This window comes from Persicitalea sp., assembly GCF_041751555.1.
Taxonomy (GTDB): domain Bacteria; phylum Bacteroidota; class Bacteroidia; order Cytophagales; family Spirosomataceae; genus Persicitalea.
Window position 1 is genome coordinate 21,418 of record NZ_JBGSXF010000300.1, and the last position, 21,938, is coordinate 43,355.

Sequence of the window (21,938 nt, forward strand, 5' to 3'; positions counted from 1 at the left end):
ATGGCATTTTGTAAAAGAATGCCGAATTTTGCCCTTTGAAACGAATCAGGTTTGCTTTCCAAATGCCACTTAGGTCACATTACAGGTTTTCCGTCGGACTATGGTTGGTATTGTTCTCGTTGGGCTACTGGTCCTGCCAGAGCGACGCCCGTAACACCACGCGGATTCCACCTACCCCCGTCAGCATTATTGGAGATACATGGCAGGAAGACGCTTTGGTGGCATTGGGAGATTTGATTGATCGAAAAATTGATTTGGACAACAATCTTTACAAAAGAGCCAGAATATATCTGAAACAGGAAGAATTCATTTTGGCAGAATCGGATGTCAACGCGGCCATTGACCTGAAAGATAATGTTGGCGAGTACTATCTGCTACGCGCCAAGGTTCGACACGAGTTGAACAAAATTGATCTCGCCCTGGAAGACGCTCAACGTGCTGAAGTGTTGCAGCAGGATTTGCCTGAATTGTATGTATTGTTGGCCGATCTCAATCAGGAAAAAAAGCAGTACCGCGAAGCCCAAAACTACCTTGTCACTGCTCTGAATATGGCGCCCTATGAAGGCGATGCCTATTTTGTAAAGGGAATGCTGCAGAGCAAAATGTCAGACAGTCTGACGGGTTTGGAAAATTTAAAGTACGCTCTTACCCTTAATCCACGCATGTTGCGAGCCTATCGGCAAATCAGCTCGGTATATACTGACCTAGGAAATAAAGGTGAGGCACTTCGTTACAACGGCTTAGCTATTGATCGTTTTCCAAAAAAGGCTGAACTTCAATTTGAGCGGGGAGATATTTACCAAAGAAACAATAAACTGGATAGTGCGGTCTATGCTTACAATAAGGCTATCAATATTGACTCCACTTTGGCTCAGGCTCACTACCGAATTGGAATTATTTATGTCAAATGGAAGGTTTACACGGGTGCCTTAGCTGCTTTTGAAAAAGCGTTACAATTCCGGCCCCGCTACCCTCAGGCTAACTATCTGGCTGGGTATTGCCTAGAAAAATTAGGGAACGACGAACGGGCTGCTGAGTTTTACACTGCCGAAACTGCGCTCAACCCTGACGACGAAGTCGCCAACTCGGCTCTGGCTCGTATCCAGTATCGCAAGCAGAGGCAGTATGATCCAGCCGGAATCTTTGCCTCCAAAAAAGAAACAGTTGTACCACGCGCTCCCGTCGTCGTTCCACGAACGCTAGACAGCCTGCGGGTTAAGATCAAAATCCTGCAACCCCGTCGCACTATCGACATGGGACGTGATTCGGCTATGCAGATCAAAATCAAGTAAGGAACTGATAGCTATGCGGTGACTTGTTCACAATAAGCGAAGTTTTCCGGCTATATGTCTGAACCCCTCCATAACTAATCGACTAAACAAATTAAGGAATGAATATAAATATCACTCTCCCCGACGGTTCAGTCAGGGAATACCCTACTGGGGTTTCGGCGCACGAGATTGCGCTCAGTATTAGTGAGGGCTTGGCCCGGAATGTACTGTCGGCAAATGTAAATGGAGAGGTTTGGGACTCCAATCGCCCCATAGAGAAAGATTCAACCGTCAAGCTTTTGACCTGGAACGACGAGGAAGGTCAGGCTACTTTTTGGCATTCTTCGGCACACCTGCTAGCCGAGGCCTTAGAAGCCCTGTACCCTGGTGTGAAATTCGGCACAGGGCCTTCGATTGAAAAAGGGTTTTACTACGATGTGGATTTGGGCGAAGAGACGGTTTCGAGTGACGATTTCGTCACCATCGAAGCGAAAATGAAGGAACTGGCGCGACAGAAAAACGAGTACGTGCGGCAGCCCATCAGCAAGGCCGACGCCACGAAGTACTTCACTGAGAAAGGCGATGAGTATAAGCTGGAATTGATCGACGGATTGGAAGACGGGCTAATCACGCTTTACACTCAGGGTAGTTTTACTGACCTGTGTCGGGGACCACACCTCCCGAACACAGGAGTGGTGAAAGCGGTAAAGTTGACCAACATTGCAGGGGCTTACTGGCGTAACAACCAAGATAACAAACAACTGACTCGCATCTACGGCATTACCTTCCCTAAGCAAAAGGAACTCGACGAGTACGTATTCCAGGTGGAAGAAGCCAAAAAGCGTGACCACCGAAAGCTCGGTAAGGAACTGGATCTTTTCGCCTTCTCGGAGAAGGTAGGCCAAGGTCTGCCACTTTGGCTGCCTAAAGGTGCAATGCTGCGGGAGCGGTTGGAGGGTTTTTTGAAAAAAGCCCAATTGCGGGCGGGCTACCTCCCTGTTGTGACCCCGCACATTGGCAGCAAGGCACTCTACGAGACTTCGGGACACTGGGAAAAGTACGGCAAGGATTCGTTTCAGCCTATTCGCACTCCCGATGAGAACGAAGAGTTCATGCTCAAACCCATGAACTGTCCGCACCACTGCGAAATTTACAAAACTCGTCCCCGCTCCTACCGTGATCTTCCGCTACGCCTGGCTGAGTTTGGTACCGTTTATCGCTATGAGCAAAGCGGAGAATTGCACGGCCTGACCCGGGTTCGCGGCTTCACGCAAGACGATGCCCACATTTTCTGCCGCCCTGACCAGGTCAAGGAAGAATTCGTTCGGGTAATTGACTTGGTATTGTATGTATTTAAAACTCTGGGATTTGATGACTACAGCGCGCAAATATCCCTGCGTGATCCCGAAGACAAAGCCAAATACATCGGCAGTGATGAATTGTGGGAAAAGGCAGAATCGGCCATCATTGAGGCTACCGCTGAGCGGAATCTCAACACTGTTACCGAACTAGGTGAAGCCGCTTTCTACGGCCCCAAGCTGGACTTTATGGTACGTGATGCCCTGGGCCGGAAGTGGCAATTGGGTACTATTCAGGTAGACTATAATCTGCCCAATCGTTTTGAATTGGAATACATCGGTTCCGATAATCAGAAGCATCGCCCGGTGATGATTCACCGCGCTCCATTTGGGTCGATGGAAAGGTTCATCGCCATCCTGATCGAGAACACAGCTGGACAGTTTCCTCTTTGGCTGTCACCTGACCAAATTGCCATTTTGCCCATTTCGGAAAAGTACTCCGACTACGCCGATGAGGTTTTCTTTGCCTTACAGGACGACGATATCCGGGGCTTCGTAGATCATCGCGACGAGAAGATTGGACGAAAAATTAGGGACGCTGAAATTATGAAAGTACCCTACATGCTCATTGTTGGTGAAAAAGAACAAAACGACCAACAAGTTTCGGTGCGTAAAAAGGGCGAGGGGGATTTGGGTGCGATGTCATGGTCTGAGTTTTCCGCCCTTTTTGAAAAAGAAATTAAGGAGAATTTGGCAGGTTTTTGATTTTTCCTTATCATTATACCGTAGTGGCATTGTTTTTTCGATGAATATTATAGTGACACCAATTTTTTCAACCTCAAATCCAAATTTTTTACAAAAAATTACTCTATGGCATTAAGATCCCCACGCTCACGCGGCAGATACCGAGTACCCGAAGAACCTTACAAAGTCAACGAACGCATCCAGGCACGCGAAGTCCGCGTAGTCGGCGACAACGTCGAAACCGGTGTGTACGACATCACGAAAGCGCGGTCCATCGCCGAGGGGTTGGGCCTGGACTTGGTGGAGATTGCTCCCACCGCCACGCCGCCCGTTTGTAAGGTGGTCGACTACTCGAAGTTCAAGTACGAGCAGAAGAAGAAACAAAAGGAGATCAAAGCCAAGGCACAGCGGGTAGTTATCAAGGAGATTCGTTTCGGTCCAAATACCGACGATCACGATTTCGACTTCAAGTTGAAGCACGCTATGGAGTTTTTGAAAGAAGGAGCAAAGGTTAAAGCCTATGTCCATTTCGTTGGACGAACCATTGTTTTCAAAGAAAGGGGCGTTAATATACTCAACCGCTTCTCGGAAGCACTAGCCGAGTTAGGCAAGGTTGAGATGGAGCCAAAATTAGAAGGAAAGCGAATGACTATTATCATGGCACCTACCGCGCCGAAGAAATAGTGATGAGTGATGAGTGATGAGTGATGAGTGAATTTACTACCTGAGTATTCTCCATCCCCACTTATTCATACTCTTCATTTCCTACCAATACATTTCCCCAACCAAACCCCGCGTTTGGTTGGGGATTTTTTTTTGCGGGAGAAACCCGTATTTTTGCGGGCTGTTTAAACTTTACATTTTATAAAAGACGATTTTTTATGCCTAAAATGAAAACATTGTCTGGCGCCAAGAAGCGATTCAAGCTGACAGGTACTGGAAAAATCAAGCGCAAGCACGCCTTTCACAGTCACATCCTCACTAAGAAGTCCACCAAGCGGAAGCGCAGATTGGTAAAGACTGGCTTGGTCGATGAGACAGAGAAGAAGCGCGTACTGCTTATGCTGGGGTTGAAGTAATTCATTTCCAGTCCTTTTTTATTTCAATTGGTTTTAGTTTCCACCCGATTGTCGGTTTTTAAGCCTCAACGAAGCACCGGCCATCAAAAAACAACATCATTATGCCACGTTCAGTGAACCACGTCGCGTCTCGGGCCAGACGTAAGAAGATTATCAAAATGGCTAAAGGCTACTTCGGTCGCCGCAAAAATGTATGGACCGTAGCCAAGAACGCCGTCGAAAAAGCGATGGGCTATTCTTACATCGGTCGCAAGCACAAGAAAAGAAATTTCCGCGCCCTGTGGATTCAGCGAATCAACGCTGGCACCCGTCAGCACGGAATGTCCTACTCAGCTTTTATGGGCAAATTAGGTACCAGCGGCATCGAGTTGAACCGTAAAGTACTGGCCGATTTGGCCATGAATCATCCCGAGGCATTCAAAGCCATCGTCGATAAAATAAAGTAAAAACAGCGACTACCAAACCCTCATCTACCAAGATGGGGGTTTTTTATTTGCGTGAACGGATTGCATGCTAGTTACCATCGGTTCACCTTTACGTCAAATGCAAGTTACGGCGCAGTAGCCGTTGACCTTTTCATCCTTAACCGTTAATCCTAATTATTATGCTAGAGCAACTTATGGGCATGATCCAGGAGAATTCCCAGGAGGCCATCGTTAGAAACCCCCAGGTACCCAACCAACAGAACGAAGACGTCATGCAAACCCTCATGGGTTCGATCATGGGCGGTATGCAGCAAGAAGCACAAGGCGGTAACGTCGGTGGTTTGATGGGTCTCTTGTCGGGCAAAGCTGTCAACCCTAGCCAGTCATCGAGCTTGATGAGCAATCCCATAGTGGCGGGCATTGCGGGTAAGGCTATTCATAGCATTATGGAGAAGTTTGGCATGTCCAACTCGGCGGCCAGTGGTATTGTAGCTTCGGTACTTCCCGGCGTCATTAGCAGCCTGATAAACAAAACTAGTAATTCGCAAGACGGAAGCATCGATTTCAACAGCATCCTCGGTAGCCTTATGGGCGGCCAACCGGGCGGAAACGCCGGAGTACAAGCCGGAGGTAGCGGCTTTGACTTCAACCAAGTTGGTTATGCACTGGCGGATGGTAAACTAGATATGAATGATCTGATGCGCATCGGCGGCAGCATGATGGGCGGCGGCAGTTCCAACCAACAGCAAGAAGGTGGCATGGATTTAGGCGGAATGCTGGGCGGTTTGTTTGGAAAGTAATTTTACAATTGACGCAGAAGGCTCCGAGGGGTTGACAGTCATAAAGAAGTAGTTTTTAGAGCGGAGCCAATAAATTGGCTCCGCTTTTTTTAAGGCTTCCACAAAATAGGTGCTTTCATCATTCACCACCCTCTTGCCTGGTAACTGTCAATTTGTCACAATCACCTACTACCATCATTTCTGGTACAAGCTTTTTGATGTAGGAATCAGAAATCAACGATAACTAAAACAAATAAATAAAATGGGAAAAATTATTGGCATAGACTTAGGAACTACCAACTCCTGCGTGGCCGTGATGGAAGGTAACGAACCCGTGGTGATTCCAAACAGTGAGGGTGCCAGGACTACTCCCTCCGTTGTGGCCTTTATGGATAGCGGTAATGGGGAACGCAAAGTGGGTGCCCCCGCAAAGCGACAGGCTATCACTAACCCGACCCACACCATCAGTTCGATTAAGCGGTTCATGGGTAAGCGATTTGGCGAAGTTTCTAATGAAATGAAAACCATCGCTTACGAAGTGGAGAAGGGTCCTAACAACACACCGCGCGTCAAAATTGGCGATCGGCAATATACACCGCAGGAGATTTCGGCACTTATCCTGCAAAAAATGAAGCAGACCGCTGAAGACTACCTTGGTCAGGAAGTGACGGAGGCCGTTGTGACGGTACCTGCCTACTTCAACGACGCCGAGCGCCAAGCTACGAAAGAAGCCGGACAGATAGCCGGTCTGGATGTAAAGCGGATCATCAATGAGCCTACTGCTGCAGCATTGGCTTACGGCCTGGACAAACAGCACAAGGACATGAAGATTGCCGTCTTCGACTTAGGTGGCGGTACGTTCGATATTTCGGTTCTGGAATTGGGTGATGGCGTATTTGAAGTAAAAGCGACCGACGGTGATACGCATCTGGGTGGCGACGACTTCGATCAGGTCATCATTAATTGGCTGGCCGAAGAATTCAAGAAGGATGAAGCCATCGACCTAACGCAGGATCCAATGGCACTTCAACGTTTAAAGGAAGCGGCTGAAAAAGCTAAGGTAGAGCTTTCTAGTTCGACGCAGACAGAAATCAACCTGCCTTACATTTTCCCGATCAATGGTATCCCCAAGCACTTGGTGCGGACGTTGACGAGGGCGAAGTTTGAGCAATTGGCCGATGGCTTGTTTAAGCGGATGATGGAGCCTTGCCGTAAAGCGATCAAAAATGCAAATATCAGCACCAGCGACATCGACGAGGTAATCCTGGTCGGTGGTTCTACCCGAATTCCAAAGGTCCAGGAGGAAGTCGAGAAATTCTTCGGCCGCAAGCCCTCAAAAGCCGTAAATCCCGATGAAGCAGTAGCTATTGGCGCGGCCATTCAGGGCGGCGTGTTGACGGGTGAAGTCAAAGATGTACTTCTGCTCGACGTGATTCCACTGTCTTTGGGTATCGAAACTCTAGGTAGTGTGTTTACAAAACTCATTGAGTCCAACACGACGATTCCTTCTAAGAAGACGGAAACGTTCTCGACGGCGGCTGACAATCAGCCATCCGTAGAAATCCACGTCTTGCAGGGAGAGCGGCCTTTGGCCAACCAAAACCGGACGCTGGGACGTTTCCACCTTGACGGCATTCCGCCCGCACCGCGCGGCGTCCCTCAAGTAGAAGTCACCTTTGATGTGGATGCCAACGGTATCCTGAATGTTTCGGCCCGCGATAAGGGGACAGGAAAGGAGCAGAAGATTCGCATCGAGGCGTCCAGTGGACTGACCGACGCCGAAATCGAGCGGATGCGTCAGGAGGCGAAAGCTAACGAGGAGTCGGACAAAGTTGAGCGCGAGAAAATCGACAAAATCAATGCAGCCGATACGCTTATTTTTAGCACTGAAAAGCAGCTCACCGAGTACGGTGATAAACTCTCGGCAGACAGCAAGTCAGCCATCGAAGGTGCCTTGACCGAGCTGCGCACGGCTCATCAGAGTCAGGACGTAGCCGCTATCGACACCGCAATGGAAGGATTAAATACTGCCTGGCAAGCCGCCTCACAGGAGATGTACGCGGCGGGCCCTGAAGGTGATCCAACGGCGGGCGCCCCGAATGGCGCGGCTCCCGAGGGAACCGAGGAGGATGTCACAGATGTCAACTTTGAGGAAGTCAAGTAGATATAAACAAATCTATTTCCCCACTTCCGCTTTGGAAGTGGGGATTTTTATTCCTCAATAATTTTTTCTGAGCATAATTATTTACAGTATCCAGATCGACTTGAACGCGGGGTTTGTGGTACTGTTTTTTGAGCTTAATCCGCGCAATCAACAAAATACAATACATGAATCAAAACATCAGTTCTCCCGAGTTGGCCTACCTATCACCCACGACGCGTGAAAGAGCCATCATGTTGGCACAGGAGTTAGTAAATACAGACCAACTAACTCCGACAGAAGCAATCCGAACGGCGATTTTGCAAGCCAAAAATTGGGCGGTCAAGAGCGTTAATGGCAATGTTTGGAAGAAATTGAAGCAGGTCGATAGGGAAGGGTTATGATCGATTCATCTTTAAAATTTAAAGGTCAGACGATTATCGTCACGGGTTCTTCCTCAGGAATCGGTCAGGCATGCGCTATTTATTTTGGTGGGCTTGGAGCGAATGTCGTTGTAAACTACCATAACGATGAGGACGGAGCGAGTGAATCCTTGAAAAAAATAAAAGCGGGTGGTGGCGATGGAATTACCGTTCAAGCAGATGTTAGCAAGGAAGCTGATGTAATTTCCATGTTCGAGCAAACGATAAAAAAATTCGGTCGACTAGATGTCATGGTAAGCAATGCGGGCTTACAAGTGGACTCTCCTTTCTTAGAAATGACCACTAAACAATGGCAAAAAGTAATTGACGTGAATCTTACGGGTCAGTTCATCTGCATTCGGGAAGCGGCCAAGCAATTTGTCAAGCAGTCACCCAGGGAAGAAAGTGATTCTAAAATTGACACAGGGCCCGCGATTGGCAAAATTGTTATGATGAGTTCTGTGCATGATGTCATTCCCTGGGCAGGACACGTTAACTACGCTGCCTCCAAAGGTGGTGTATCCATGATGATGAAGTCGGTCTCGCAGGAGTTGGCCCCTTATAAAATTCGCGTTAATTCGATAAGCCCTGGGGCTATCAAGACAGCTATCAACAAATCCGTTTGGTCGAAGCAAGAAACATTAGAGGAGTTGATGACGCTTATCCCCTATCGCCGTATTGGTACTGCCGAGGATGTAGCAAAGGCTGTGGCATGGCTGGCATCCGATGAATCGGACTATGTGAACGGTGAGACGCTCTATATCGACGGTGGAATGACTCTGTATCCCGAATTTGCCGATAACGGCTGATTCGTTTCGGAAGTTACTGTTTGCATCTACTCAATCCCGCTCTTACAGCATATTTACAATGAAAGCTCATCCGTAAGGTTGAGCTTTCGTTTGCTTCAGTTCAATATGTCAAATACCTCTTTTTAAAATATCGCAAATCCAACTGTGGCTTGCCAGAGAGAGCCTTTCCTTTTTAGTTGAGAATTGAAATTGGCATCATCGGTATCTGCGTTAATAATATTGGAAGTATTACCCTCATACCGCAGATCAACGCTGAGATTCCCAATATCTACTCCTACCCCAGCCTGATAACCCAGAGCAGCCGAATTATAGTTGTCTTTCACCGAATTGGCCCCGACTTCATTCAGCGCCTGACGCAGTCCCCCGTTCTCGGACAGGCGCAAAGAGGCGATTGGTCCAGCATTAATACGAAAAAAATCACCGAAGCGCAAACCCACCATGACAGGGACATCGAAATTTGTGAAACGCAAATCCACACTGCTATTGTTCATGGAACTAGTGGATGACCGAAAAATATTGACTGTACCGCCTTTTTGAGAGAGTAATAATTCCGGTTGTAAGTAGATACTGCTACCCAGTCGCACGAAAACACCCCCAACGAATCCGGTCAAACTAGCATTAGTGTTTCCTATTTTTACGTTCGGATCACTGCTCGATACGACATCCCCACCTTTCAATCTGGAAAGATTGGCACCAGCCTTTATTCCAAATTTAAAATTTCGGTTCTGCGCATGCCCTGACGTGGTCACAATAGCTAAAATCAGGGCAAGGAATAAATATTTTGAAGTTTTCATAACTATTGTTTTTGGTACAGATTTAATGTTTAGTACTACTTGCAGCAAATTTCAACTAACTACCTAAAAAAATGAACCAAATAGCCTCTGACTCACGGCTCAAAACATTTCAGGTATTGAATATCTTAGGCTATCTATTGATGGTTACGATGAATTTTCTCGCAAACTACTTGCCAATAAATGGCTTGACAACAGGAGAACTTTCCGATAAATACCCAAACCTTTTCGTTCCGGCGGGAATAACTTTCAGCATTTGGGGTGTGATCTACCTTTTGCTGCTGCTTTTTACTGTCTATCAGGCTAGTACTTTGTTCAGCGGTAAGCCGAGCCGTATAAATACGATCGTCTCGCAGATAGGGATATGGTACTTTGTTTCATCACTTATGAACTCCATGTGGATTGTCGCTTGGCATTACGAGTTCTTGCCTGCCTCCCTGGCGATAATGACGTTCATCCTGCTTTCATTATTACTGACCAATTTCGGCATTGCAAATGTCAACGATGTGATGACTCGCAAAGAAAAGTTTTTGACCAAAGCGCCTTTCGGCGTGTACCTGGGCTGGATTTGCGTGGCATCAATCGCCAACGTTACCACCTGGCTTACGGGCGTCCGATGGACGGGCGGCGGTTTGGAACAAGATAGCTGGGCAGTAATTATGGTTGTGGTAGGAGCTCTGATCGTGCTATTCGCTTCCTTTCGTCTCAAAAATGGTTATGTGGCGCTAGCGGTTGTATGGGCATTTTTCGGAATTATAATCAAGAGACTTGACGTAGAGCCTGTGTATCAATCAATAGCGTTTGTTGCAGGTGCTGCGGCATTAGTTTTATTTATTTTAGCCTTGGTGTTGATTGTTAGGCAAAATAAAACGGGTAATCTTACAAAAGTCGAAGCAACTTCTCTTTACGAATAATGGTGACAGGCACTCGATTTTCATTAATCGCTACGATGGCAAATCACCCGACATGCGAAATCAGTTAAAAACAGTGCAATCAGTCCCCGAACGCTTCTTTCCTCCTCTCATACGCACTTTCTGAGATTTGTAGCGCGGCTTCTTTTGCTTTTCTTTTGGTTCCTTCTTTTTTGAATAAGGGAGCAGCTGAAAATCGTACTCCGGAATAAAGTATTCCTCAGAGTACTCGGCTACGGGCAAGGGCAGATGGTGTCTACCAGTAAAATGAAGCGTGTCATATTCATAGTCGTACAAGTAGATTGTCACGAAACCGTCACGGCTATATTTGATACCTATATCCGAAAATGGCCCATCAGCTTGGTCGTTTGAAGCCACAGCCCGAGCCAAAGTTTGGGCAAATTCCTTTTGCTTACCTTTCAGCAACAAGTTCATGTTAAACTGAAATACGCGGTGCGCGGAGTCGAGCTGCAAGGCAATTTCCAGATAATATTTGGCGTCTTTCTGATTTTCTAACCCCGCGTAAAGCACGGCGGTATTATTCAAAGCACTTTTGTCTTGGTGCGCCTGGTAACTCAATTTAGCGTCTTCGTATTGTTGCCAATATCGGTAGACATTGCCTTGGTTAACGTTGTAAAATTTTCTAGCGGGCGCTACTTCCATGGCTGCTTTGAAGTCATCGAAGGCCAATTGATACTGATTGTCAGCCGCTTCTGGTTGGCTCAATTGATCAAAACGATTACCGTGGTACGCATTCACGATTCCCCGATTATTGAGTAGATAAGGAGTTTCAGGGTTGGCTTTCACCAAACTATCAAACAGTACTTTGGATTGATCCAGCTTGTCGTTCTCCAATAGTGCGAGACCCCAACCATTCTGAGCCTTATTATTTTCGGGATTTATAGCAATCGCTTTTTTGAAAACATCATAGCTCTTTTTGTGCATATCGAAATGCAGGAGCATGTTCCCGTAGTTGCTCCACATCTTGTCGTCCTTCTTCTCGAAACCGAGTGCTTTACTAAGGTAACGGCCCGCCTCGGAAATGTTTTTTTGGTCAACGTATATACTACTTATTCCGGCCAGAGCTTCGAAGCGAGCGCCATCCAGCCGTAAGGCCGAATCGAAGTCGGCCATAGCCGCACCAGCTTTTCCGGTATAGTAGTTGGCAAAACCCCGGCACACAAAAATATCCGCAAGTGCGCGATCCGATGGGTCAAAAAGCTGATCGGCGGCTTTCATGTCTTCCAGCGCTTCGGCATAGTTTCCTAATCCGTATTGCGTGATCCCCCTGCCTAGTTTGGCGGAAAGATAGGTACTGTCCTTTTCAAGAATTCGGTTGTAAAGTAGTTGAGCAGCTTGATATTCGTGCTGGGATACCAGTACATTAGCTTGTCCGCAGATCGCTACCGGGCTATCACGAATCATGGTTGCAGCCAGCCGATAGTACTTTTGGGCGTTGTCCATTTGATTGAGGCCATAGTAGGCGTGCCCTAAGCCCAAAAAAGCGTCCTTGCGGAAGGCAGGGTCTTTTCCTTCTAAATATTCTTGAAAAATAAGGGTTGCCTCTTGGTAACGCTGTAAATCCAACAGTGCGTTGGCGTAGCGGATTTGGGCCTTGGGGTGCTTTTTGGCCATTTTTTCAAAGTCTGATACCGCACGCTTTGGTTGGTTCAGTTTCATGAGCGCATCTCCCCGCAACAGCCGATAAGCCATTTCATCGCTTTGCCGGATGGCGGCCGATGTCTCGGCCACCGACTCTTCCAATTGACCGTTAAGTTTATATAACAAACCGAGATTGTAGTTCCACTTTCCATGGGTGTTTCCAGGGGCTATGTTCTGACCATATATAAGCCCGTCTTGTATCCGACCCTGCTTACAATATACGACCAGGGTATTCAGAGCTGCCGATTTGCTTTCAGCAGCATCCTCAAACAATGGAAGTGCTTGCTCATAATTTTGATTAAGCATGTGAAGCAAGCCCATAGAATAATTTGTTTGCGAATCGAGAGAGTCGATCGAGCCGAGTAAGCGAAGCGCTTTATTATAATTGCCCGACAGGGCATTAAGCATCGCTTCATTATTGAACTTTTGAATCGAATCAGCAGGATTGAAATTCGCCTTGTGATATGATTGGTAGGACTTTTGGAGGGTGATCAGATCGCGGCGGTAGTCGGTGGAGCGAGTGATTTGAGGGTTATTTTCGGCAAAGGATTTGTTAAAATCCCGAAGTAGTTTTTCAAACAAACCCTGGGATTCACGGAATTCCTGAGCCTGTGCTGCCTGGATTTTCACCAAGAGCAACAATCCCAAAACCACACAAACCAACCTAACCCTCAGCATCACAATTTCTTTATTCGGGGACAATCATCTTCGTCAAGCTAAGGGAAACCCGACATTTTTTCAACGACATCCTTGGTTGCGGATTGCCTGATCGTGAATTGACGACCAATTTCTTATTTCAAAACTACTCCATAGCAGTATTCTGCAATTCGTAACGCTTCTTTCCTACAATGCTCCCTTTACTACCTAGTACTTCTACGTCGATTGCCTGCTGGGTAGGATTATTTATTTCGACTGCCTCCTGCGTCACCTCCACCCGCAGAGTGACTCCGCGGAAGTCGATACGGAAGGCGTAAGACTCCCATTTTTCCGGGATATAAGGATTTAGCACCAGCGTATCGTTCAGTACCCGCTGACCGGCGAAGCCCTTCACCACGCTCATCCAAGTACCAGCCATAGAAGTAATGTGCAGGCCATCTTCGGTATCGCTGTTGTAGTCATCTAGGTCGAGGCGGGCAGTGCGGACGTACATTTCATAAGCTTCCGCCTTTTTTCCAAGGCCAGACGCCAAAATCGAATGCACGCAGGGCGAAAGCGAAGACTCATGTACCGTCATGGGTTCGTAGAAATCAAAGTTTCTACGAATAGTAGCCTCATCGAAATGATCCTCGAAAAAGTAAAGCCCCTGTAACACATCTGCCTGCTTGATGAAGCAAGAGCGTAAGATTCGATCCCACGACCAGTTTTGGTTGATGGGCCGCTCGTCGGCGATTTCCTCAACGGACTTCAATTCTTTATCTAAAAATCCATCCTGTTGCAAGAAAACCTCGCGCTCGTGATCGTACGGAAAGTACATCTTCCCGATGATTTCCCGCCAGTCGCCGATTTCCGTTGCTTCATCAAAACTGGTTTTTGCAAAAATTGCTTCTGCTTTATCTTGGCTTTTCACGTAATCGATCCCTTCAAGCGTGTATTTCAGGCACCACACCGCGATGTAATTGGTGTACCAGTTATTATTGACGTTGTTTTCGTACTCGTTAGGTCCCGTTACGCCCAGCATCACGTATTTCTCCTTCGCAGCCGACCAATTGACGCGCTGTTTCCAGAAACGCGCAATCGCTATCAGCACTTCCAGGCCGTACTCAGCCAAATAGCCTTGGTCGCCCGTGTAATTTATATAATCGTGAATGGCGTAGGCCATCGCCCCGTTCCTGTGGATTTCCTCAAAGGTGATTTCCCACTCATTGTGGCTTTCCTCACCGTTTATCGTCACCATCGGATAAAGCGCCGCGCCGTCCTTGAAGCCCAGTTTTTGGGCGTTCTCGATAGCTTTACCCAGTTGCTTGTGTCGGTAGATCAGCAAATTACGTGCTACGTGCTTTCCCGAAGTCGACAGGTAAAATGGAATACAATACGCTTCAGTATCCCAATAAGTCACGCCACCGTACTTTTCGCCTGTAAAGCCCTTTGGACCAATGTTCAGCGATTCGTCCTCGCCAGTGTAGGTCTGCTGCAAGTGGAAAATATTAAAACGTATCCCCTGCTGCGCCGCGATGTCGCCAACAATCTCGATGTCGTTACGCTCCCATTTTTCCACCCAGGCTGCCTCGTGTTCAGCCAAAAGTTTGTCGTAGCCTTTGTGGGTGATGCGGTCAAGGTAAGCCTTTGTCTTTTCCGTCAGTTCCTCTCGCTCATAGTTCATAGAAGAGAGATTTACTGCGTATTTGTAAAGCATCACTTCATCGCCTTCGCTGATTTGTACGGGCACTTTACCCGCCACGTACTTTTCGTTCTTGACGGGATGCGATTGAAAATCAAGTTTGTTGCCGTTCTTTTTTAGGTCAAAGCGCATTCCCGTCGCCACCTCGAACTGCTCTACCCCGTAAGGATTGGGCTTTGTCTGCAATGTCAGGATGCCCTCAGCAAAGGAAGTTTCCTTTTTGATCTCATTCCAAAATGTCTCGTCGTAATTTGAATCGCGGTTGCGTATGTTACCATCAAGATAAGGCGTGAGTGTAATTTGACCGTCGAAGTTCAGCGCCGTAATCGAATAGGCAATTGCTCCCGACTCATCTTCAACCATGTTGCAAAAACGCTGACTCCGAATTTTAATCCGTTTGCCACTGGGTAATTCTGCCGTACATTCTCTCTCCAACACACCGCGCTTCATGTCCAACTCCCGCCGAAATTCCTCGATTTTACATAGATGTAAGTCCAAGGTTTCCCCTTCAATTTCGACGTCAATTCCGATCCAGTTACAGGCATTGATAACCTTGGCAAAATATTCAGGGTAGCCATTTTTCCACCAGCCCACGCGGGTTTTGTCAGGAAAATAAACGCCCGCCACGTAGTTGCCGAGTAGAGTTTTGCCCGAATATTTTTCTTCGAAATTTCCCCGCTGTCCCATCCGCCCGTTGCCCAGACTCATTAGGCTTTCGGTGATTTCGTTGTGTTTAGGATGGAAACCTTCTTCGATTACTGACCAGGGAGCGTGTGTAATGTAGTTTATCATTTGCTGATAAGTGTGTCTTTATTTGAGAATTTCTAATGCTTGCAGCTAAGCCGCACCTACGGATCAGGGGTTTACAAGTAAAATGGGGGAAAGAGAATATATTTGTCTCCAACCCAAAACTTGGATTTCCGGCCACTTACTCAACAATACCTATTTATCGCTAGGCTAAAAAAGGTGTTTCACCGTCGTAGCGTCAATGTCCTGAAAACCCGGGATGACCATATCGGCGCCTGCGGCTTTAAGTCCGGCGGGCTCGCCGACACCCACAGCAATCATACCGCCCGCCTTAGCAGCTTTGATACCCGCGATAGCGTCTTCAAAAACGATACAATTAATCGGTTTAACTTTTAGATCCTCCGCGCCCATCAGGAATGTTTGTGGATCGGGCTTGCCTTTTGTTATTCGGTTGCCGTCCACAATCGTAGCGAAATAACGCGTCATCCCTATTTGTGCCAAAATCAGCCGAGCATTCTTGCTGGCCGACCCTAGGCCGATCTTGATGCCTTCCTGAATCAGTGAGTCGAGAAAAACTTGCACACCAGGCAATACATCCTCGGACGACATTTTTTGGCAGAGTTCTAAGTAACGTTCGTTTTTCGTAGCTGCTAATCGATTCTTAGTTTCAGCATCTAGTTCAACCGCTCCGATTTTCAGAATAATTTCAAGTGATTCCACACGGCTAACGCCTTTCAGCTGCTCGTTTTGAGCTACGGTGAGATCGAATCCCAGACCGTTGGCCAATTCGCGCCAGGCGAGATAATGAAATTGGGCAGTATCGACAATAACCCCATCGAGGTCGAAAAGACATGCTTTTAGTTCGGACATTATTTCTTGTTTGGAGAGCAGATATAGCCGCCCGTGCGGTTCAGAGTAAAGCTGTTCGCAGTTTGTATTTGCTTGTTAAGCACTGTGATCTAGTTTCCCAACTCAAACACATAAGCAGTTCGTGCGGCTAGTTTTAGAGGTTGATTGAGGTTAAAAGTGGAGCCCTCAAGTACATCGATGGCTGTGGCAAAAGTACCAAGCCTTTCCCGAAATCGCCCGGTTTCGAGCGAAATAGACTCTTTATTAGAGTTCATAATGACCATAATCGTTTTGTTCTCGTCGTACCTGAAATAAACGTAAACGCCTTCCATCGGCAAGAACTGAGTCAGCTTCCCGCTATGGAGCGCGGGGTTGTTTTTGCGGTAGTTGGCCAGCTTTTTTATAAAATCGAAGGCTTCGTTTTCGGCATTTGTGCGTCCCACTTCCGCAAATTTGTTTTCCTTATCGCCTATAAACCCGCCGGGAAAGTCGCGGCGCACCTCGGCATCGGAGGGGTCTTTAAAATTCTTCATCAGGATTTCAGTTCCGTAGTAGAGTTGCGGAATGCCGCGTGTGGTCAGAAGCCAGATAATGCCCATGCGGTAGTTGTCCATATTTTCGCCAACAACGGAGAGGTAACGGTCGGTATCGTGGTTATCCAGAAAAACCACGTTTTTCATCGGGTTCTCGTATAGATAGTCTTGTCCTAACGTAGCGTAGATGCGTTGCACGCCACTGTCCCAACCTACTTCTTGATTCAGGGCATCATTTATGGCGTAATAAGTTTGAAAATCACAGGCTCCGGGCAAGTTGCTTTTGAAAGGCACTTCAAGATGGTTTTGCTGAAAGTAAGCCTGGTTAGGTACACTCTTGGTCCAGTTCTCCCCAAAAATGTGAATGTTGGGGTACTCGGCCAGTAAAGCCGCATTTACCTGATTCATAAATTCCAGGTCGTTATACATGTAAGTATCCACGCGCCAGGTGTCAATTCCAAAATACTCCACAGTCCAAATCGCGTGTTGCAGCAGGTAGTTTTTTACATAAGTATTATTCTGATTCCAGTCGGGAAGAAACGGCACGAACCAGCCGTCAGAGGTGACTTTCTGGTCAAGCTTCGAAGCGTAAGGGTCAAGGACAGGCTGCTCTTTGTAAGAAGTATTGGTGTAAGTAGGCCATTGGTGAAGCCAATCGGCGGCGGGCGAATCTTGAAGCAGCCAATGATTGACGCCTGCGTGATTGTACACCGCGTCCTGCACAATTTTCAGACCGTTGGCATGGGCAGCATCTACCAGCTTTTTATAGGAGTCGTTGCCGCCAAGCCGCCTATCTACCTGATAGTGATCCGTAAAGCCGTAACCGTGGTAGGCGCTGCGGGGTGAGCCACCTTCATCAGTAAGTGGCTGATCATTTTCAATGACTGGATTCAGCCAAAGTGCGGTCACGCCCAACTCCTTAAAATAATCAAGATGATCTATAATTCCCTGCAAATCACCACCGTGCCGCAGAAAAGGATTGGAGCGATCAGCCTGCGTATCGGCCATGTCGGCAAATTTATCGTTGCTCGGATCGCCATTGGCGAAGCGGTCAGGCAGCAATAAGTAGATAAGGTCGGATGCATCCACGCCCTGCGCCTTAACGAAATCGGTGCGAGCACGAAGTTCGTAGGGAATAGTTTTGGTAAAAGTTCGAGTCGTAGTCTTTCGGCCTCTTTTCACTTCCGTTTCGCGGCTTAGCTCGATATTGAAAGTTCCCGTCCGGCAGTTGGGCGAAATGGTCAAATCCAGAATGAGGTAGTTGGGATTATCGACCTTATTTTCTTTCACTAAGGTCAAACCGGGGTAGTTGATAACCACCTTGGCGGCGGCTAAGTTTTCCCCGTGCACGATAATCTGTAAACGAGGGTCTTTCATGCCCACCCACCAATTGAGCGGGGCAATACGGTCGATAACTATGGGCTGGGTAAATGCCTTTAGGCACAGTCCGAGCAAACAGATGAGGAACGTAACATGAGCTTTGGAAAAGAGACGCAACATAGATTGAAGACAGCTTGAAAAGGCCAAATTAAGCTTTTTTGATCTTTTTGTAATAAAAAATACCCTCTATTTTTGTAGATTGAAGCCTTTGCTGGATGCCTAGAGAAATTCTCTTACTCTAATTCAAATAATTATTGCTTTTTTGTCGGCTTGTACGAGAAAACTACTTGAAATTCATGCAATCCCCCGTTCCAGAGCACGACAAGCTGATAATCTACCAGATATTCACCCGCCTTTTTGGCAACCAGAATCTCACTAATAAGTATTACGGCTCGCGCGACACTAACGGCGTAGGTAAGTTCAATGACATCACGACCGTAGCGCTCAAAGCCCTGAAAGATTTTGGCATATCGCACGTATGGTACACGGGCGTGATTGAGCACGCCATGATGACCGATTACTCAGAGTATGGAATAGAAGCCGATAACCCATTGATCGTTAAAGGACGAGCGGGTTCACCTTACGCCATTAAAGACTACTACGATGTGGATCCTGACCTAGCCGTGGACGTCAACAATCGCATAGCTGAATTTGAGGCTTTAGTCCAGCGCACCCATGACGCCGACTTAAAACTTGTCATCGACTTCGTCCCCAACCATGTCGCACGGCAATACGCCTCCGACTCGAAGCCCGTTGGGCTGCGCGATTTTGGCGAAGGCGACCGCATGGATTTGGCTTTCGACCCGCAGAATAATTTTTACTACCTGCCGGGTGAGCCTTTCTGTTCGCCGGAAGCAATCGAATCGCCTGTATCAGCCGAGGAAACCTACGTGGAAAATCCAGCCAGAGCAACAGGCAATGACGTGTTCACCCCTCATCCGAGCATATACGATTGGTATGAAACTATCAAACTCAACTACGGCGTAAACTACCTCGATGGCCGCAGCAGACAATTCGATCCGCTCCCCGCTACTTGGCTCCAAATGCGGGACATCTTGCTTTATTGGACTCAAAAGGGCGTAGATGGCTTCCGTTGTGACATGGCCGAGATGGTACCTGTGGAATTCTGGGGTTGGGTAATCCCCGAGATTCAAAACGCAAACCCCCATATTATTTTTATCGCCGAAATCTACAATCCTGCTGAATACCACAACTATATCAAAACTGGCAAATTCGATTATCTCTACGACAAAGTGGGACTTTACAACTACCTCCGGCCCATCATGGAGGGCAGCGGCACGGTCGAGGACATCACGCGGTTGTGGCAAAACGAATCAGGCGACATAGCCAGCCATATGCTTCGGTTCCTGGAGAACCACGACGAGCAGCGCATCGCCTCCCGCTTCTTTGCGGGCGACCCATGGGTGGGAGTTCCTGCCATGACCCTCAGCGCCACGTTACATACCGGGCCAGTGATGATTTACTTCGGGCAGGAGGTAGGCGTGAACCCCACGGAGCCCGAAGGCTTCCAGGGTGACGATGGTCGGACAACTATTTTCGACTACTGGGGAGTACCTGAGTTCCAAAAGTGGGTCAACGGCGGCAAATTTGACGGCGGAGGCCTGGACGAAAACCAAAAGAAACTCCGCCAATTTTACCATGACCTCAACCACTTCGCCGTAGAAAATGAGGCTATTCGCACTGGTAAATTTTACGATTTGCAGTACGTCAACATCAATGGACAGAGCCCTGGCTACGATAAAACCCGAACTTATTCTTATCTGCGCTACACCAAAACCCAGCGTTTTCTCTGCATCTATAATTTTGACAAAGCGAACACCATCAATACATCGGTCAAAATTCCGGAAGTGGTAATCCTGGATACACTGGGTTTAGCAAATGGTCAATCTTTTCAATTGAATGAAGTTTTTCCAAGAAGAGAATACGAGAAACAATTGAATGCCAACGAAATATCGTCCCAAGGTATCCCAATTACGCTTCCTCCTTCTTCCGTGATCATCATTGAGATTATGGCTCAATGATGATTAAATAATATCGTAAATCCAAGCATATTTTGTATTTAACTTCCATCTACTTTTACAGTAATTCACTTATTCAAAATTAAATAGTGGACACCCCTCCTCCCTCCGCCAACATCCCCCCCGTCCGGCCCAAGCCTCGGTTGAGTTTTTGGGACATTTGGAATATGAGCTTTGGCTTCCTGGGCATTCAGTTTGGCTTCGCGCTGCAAAACGCCAACGTGAGCCGCATATTCGAGACGCTGGGGGCAAGTGTGGACGACATTCCTATTCTGTGGGTAGCAGCACCATTGACTGGGCTGTTAATTCAGCCCGTAGTTGGGTACTTCAGCGATCGTACCTGGACGAGGTTGGGGAGGCGGCGTCCCTACTTTTTGATGGGTGCGGTGTTGGCTTCGCTGGCCCTGTTCGTGATGCCTAATTCCCCCACTCTGTGGTTTGCCGCCGGGATGTTATGGATCATGGACGCGTCGATCAATATTTCTATGGAGCCGTTCCGGGCTTTCGTGGGTGACAATCTCCCTACCGACCAAACTACCTCGGGATTCGCAATGCAGAGTTTTTTCATCGGTACCGGGGCCATCATAGCCTCTTCGCTTCCTTACGTTTTAACCAATTGGTTTGGAGTACCCAACCAAGCCGCCGAGGGAATTATTCCTGATTCGGTCAAGTGGTCTTTTTACCTGGGCGGTGCGGTGTTTTTCATCGCAGTGCTTTGGACCGTATTTCGATCCAGGGAGTACTCGCCCGAAGAGTTGCGGTCATTCTCGGAACCAATCGACAAAAAGACGCTGGACGGCAAGGGCGTGCTTGAGTCCAAAATATCGGATAGCAAAGGGCAATCGCAAATAATGAAAGGTCTAGCTGTGGCTGTGGTTGGCCTCATTCTATCGGGCTGGCTTTATTCTCAGAGTTTAAATAAAGAACTGTACGTCTTCACCGTAGGTATATTCATCGTCGGCGTGCTTTTTATGCTCTCGGGGCTGATGCAGCGGCAGGGTTCGTACGCTAATGGTTTTGTGACGATCATGAACGACTTCGAAACCATGCCCGCTACTATGAAACAACTGGCCGTAGTGCAGTTTTTCTCTTGGTTTGCCTTGTTCGCCATGTGGATTTATATGACGCCAGCCGTAACAAGCCACCTTTACGGCACCACCAACACTACTTCCAAACTTTATAATGACGGGGCCGACTGGGTTGGGCTCTGCATGGGCGTATATAATGGCGTCGCCGCCTTGGTGGCGTTTGGTATACCGGTAGTAGCGAGGTTCACAAGTCGGCGCGTTACGCATTTGCTTTGTTTGAGCGCAGGCGGACTGGCGCTACTCTCCATATATTTTATGAACAATCCCGACTATCTGATGCTGGCGATGGTTGGAATAGGTATAGCCTGGGCTTCTATTTTGTCGGTTCCTTACGCCATTTTGTCGGGATCTCTGCCCGCCGCCAAGATGGGTTACTATATGGGAGTGTTCAATTTTTTCATCGTCATTCCGCAGATTGTAGCCGCAGCCCTATTGGGGTATTTGATAAAATCGTTATTTGGTGGCGAGCCGATCTACGCATTGGTTTTGGGGGGATGCTCGATGATTCTGGCCGGATTACTTTGTCTGCGAGTGCAAGATGAACCGAAAAAAGTGAGCGCGTCAACAGCAGGATAATCAAACAGGCAGTTTGGAAGATTTAAAGATTACAGCTTGTTTTTCGGGCACATTGGC

At 47.6% G+C, this 21,938-nt stretch carries 17 protein-coding genes; 12 read left to right on the forward strand and 5 right to left on the reverse strand.

What is annotated here, in order from left to right; genetic code table 11:
* Nucleotides 1-35: 35 nt before the first annotated feature.
* The 9 genes from ACEW8P_RS10585 to ACEW8P_RS10625 all read left to right on the forward strand — a co-directional run bounded on the left by ACEW8P_RS10585 (nucleotide 36) and on the right by ACEW8P_RS10625 (nucleotide 8,967).
* Nucleotides 36-1,292 carry a tetratricopeptide repeat protein gene (locus tag ACEW8P_RS10585; RefSeq protein ID WP_373513052.1) on the forward strand — a complete coding sequence of 419 codons (1,257 nt, stop codon included), beginning with the start codon at nucleotides 36-38 and terminating at the stop codon, nucleotides 1,290-1,292.
* 98 nt (nucleotides 1,293-1,390) lie between these two features.
* Nucleotides 1,391-3,334 (forward strand): threonine--tRNA ligase, encoded by a 1,944-nt coding sequence (gene thrS, locus ACEW8P_RS10590; protein WP_373513053.1) that lies wholly within the window; start codon nucleotides 1,391-1,393, stop codon nucleotides 3,332-3,334.
* Between the two features lie 105 nt (nucleotides 3,335-3,439).
* Nucleotides 3,440-3,997, forward strand: coding sequence for a translation initiation factor IF-3 (gene infC, locus ACEW8P_RS10595; protein WP_373513054.1), 558 nt, complete (start codon nucleotides 3,440-3,442; stop codon nucleotides 3,995-3,997).
* Nucleotides 3,998-4,194: 197 nt separating this feature from the next.
* Nucleotides 4,195-4,392 carry a 50S ribosomal protein L35 gene (gene rpmI / locus ACEW8P_RS10600; protein ID WP_373513055.1) on the forward strand — a complete coding sequence of 66 codons (198 nt, stop codon included), beginning with the start codon at nucleotides 4,195-4,197 and terminating at the stop codon, nucleotides 4,390-4,392.
* Nucleotides 4,393-4,493: 101 nt separating this feature from the next.
* A complete protein-coding gene (gene rplT / locus ACEW8P_RS10605) occupies nucleotides 4,494-4,838 on the forward strand; it encodes a 50S ribosomal protein L20 (RefSeq protein WP_373513056.1) in 345 nt (114 codons plus the stop codon).
* A 158-nt stretch (nucleotides 4,839-4,996) separates the two neighbouring features.
* On the forward strand, nucleotides 4,997-5,617 hold the full coding sequence (locus ACEW8P_RS10610; protein WP_373513057.1) for a hypothetical protein: 621 nt from the start codon (nucleotides 4,997-4,999) through the stop codon (nucleotides 5,615-5,617).
* A gap of 241 nt (nucleotides 5,618-5,858) precedes the next feature.
* Nucleotides 5,859-7,760 (forward strand): molecular chaperone DnaK, encoded by a 1,902-nt coding sequence (dnaK, locus tag ACEW8P_RS10615; protein WP_373513058.1) that lies wholly within the window; start codon nucleotides 5,859-5,861, stop codon nucleotides 7,758-7,760.
* 164 nt (nucleotides 7,761-7,924) lie between these two features.
* Complete coding sequence (locus ACEW8P_RS10620) at nucleotides 7,925-8,140, forward strand: hypothetical protein (RefSeq protein WP_373513059.1); 216 nt, start codon at nucleotides 7,925-7,927, stop codon at nucleotides 8,138-8,140.
* The gene (locus ACEW8P_RS10625) at nucleotides 8,137-8,967 is read left to right on the forward strand and encodes an SDR family oxidoreductase (protein WP_373513060.1); all 831 of its coding nucleotides are present in this window, start codon (nucleotides 8,137-8,139) and stop codon (nucleotides 8,965-8,967) included. The genes ACEW8P_RS10620 and ACEW8P_RS10625 overlap by 4 nt, the downstream gene beginning before the upstream one ends.
* A gap of 122 nt (nucleotides 8,968-9,089) precedes the next feature.
* Here the strand turns inward: ACEW8P_RS10625 and ACEW8P_RS10630 are convergent, their stop codons facing one another.
* Nucleotides 9,090-9,761, reverse strand: a complete 672-nt coding sequence (locus ACEW8P_RS10630) for a porin family protein (protein WP_373513061.1) — start codon at nucleotides 9,759-9,761, stop codon at nucleotides 9,090-9,092.
* 71 nt (nucleotides 9,762-9,832) lie between these two features.
* On the opposite strand from ACEW8P_RS10630, the gene ACEW8P_RS10635 reads away from it, so the two are divergent.
* Nucleotides 9,833-10,672: a hypothetical protein gene (locus tag ACEW8P_RS10635; RefSeq protein WP_373513062.1), complete on the forward strand. Its 840-nt coding sequence runs from the start codon at nucleotides 9,833-9,835 to the stop codon at nucleotides 10,670-10,672.
* A 60-nt stretch (nucleotides 10,673-10,732) separates the two neighbouring features.
* Here ACEW8P_RS10635 and ACEW8P_RS10640 read toward each other — a convergent pair whose 3' ends face one another.
* From ACEW8P_RS10640 to ACEW8P_RS10655, 4 genes are all read right to left on the reverse strand, one after another.
* Nucleotides 10,733-13,033, reverse strand: a complete 2,301-nt coding sequence (locus tag ACEW8P_RS10640; RefSeq protein ID WP_373513063.1) for a tetratricopeptide repeat protein — start codon at nucleotides 13,031-13,033, stop codon at nucleotides 10,733-10,735.
* Nucleotides 13,034-13,133: 100 nt separating this feature from the next.
* Complete coding sequence (locus ACEW8P_RS10645; protein ID WP_373513064.1) at nucleotides 13,134-15,461, reverse strand: family 65 glycosyl hydrolase domain-containing protein; 2,328 nt, start codon at nucleotides 15,459-15,461, stop codon at nucleotides 13,134-13,136.
* Between the two features lie 165 nt (nucleotides 15,462-15,626).
* Nucleotides 15,627-16,286: a beta-phosphoglucomutase gene (gene pgmB, locus ACEW8P_RS10650; protein WP_373513065.1), complete on the reverse strand. Its 660-nt coding sequence runs from the start codon at nucleotides 16,284-16,286 to the stop codon at nucleotides 15,627-15,629.
* An 89-nt stretch (nucleotides 16,287-16,375) separates the two neighbouring features.
* Complete coding sequence (locus ACEW8P_RS10655; protein WP_373513066.1) at nucleotides 16,376-18,298, reverse strand: glycoside hydrolase family 13 protein; 1,923 nt, start codon at nucleotides 18,296-18,298, stop codon at nucleotides 16,376-16,378.
* Nucleotides 18,299-18,474: 176 nt separating this feature from the next.
* Here ACEW8P_RS10655 and ACEW8P_RS10660 point away from each other — a divergent pair, with 176 nt between their 5' ends.
* Together ACEW8P_RS10660 and ACEW8P_RS10665 are read left to right on the forward strand one after the other, a co-directional pair.
* Complete coding sequence (locus tag ACEW8P_RS10660; RefSeq protein WP_373513067.1) at nucleotides 18,475-20,220, forward strand: alpha-amylase family protein; 1,746 nt, start codon at nucleotides 18,475-18,477, stop codon at nucleotides 20,218-20,220.
* A gap of 86 nt (nucleotides 20,221-20,306) precedes the next feature.
* Nucleotides 20,307-21,881 carry an MFS transporter gene (locus ACEW8P_RS10665; protein WP_373513068.1) on the forward strand — a complete coding sequence of 525 codons (1,575 nt, stop codon included), beginning with the start codon at nucleotides 20,307-20,309 and terminating at the stop codon, nucleotides 21,879-21,881.
* Nucleotides 21,882-21,938: the final 57 nt, after the last annotated feature.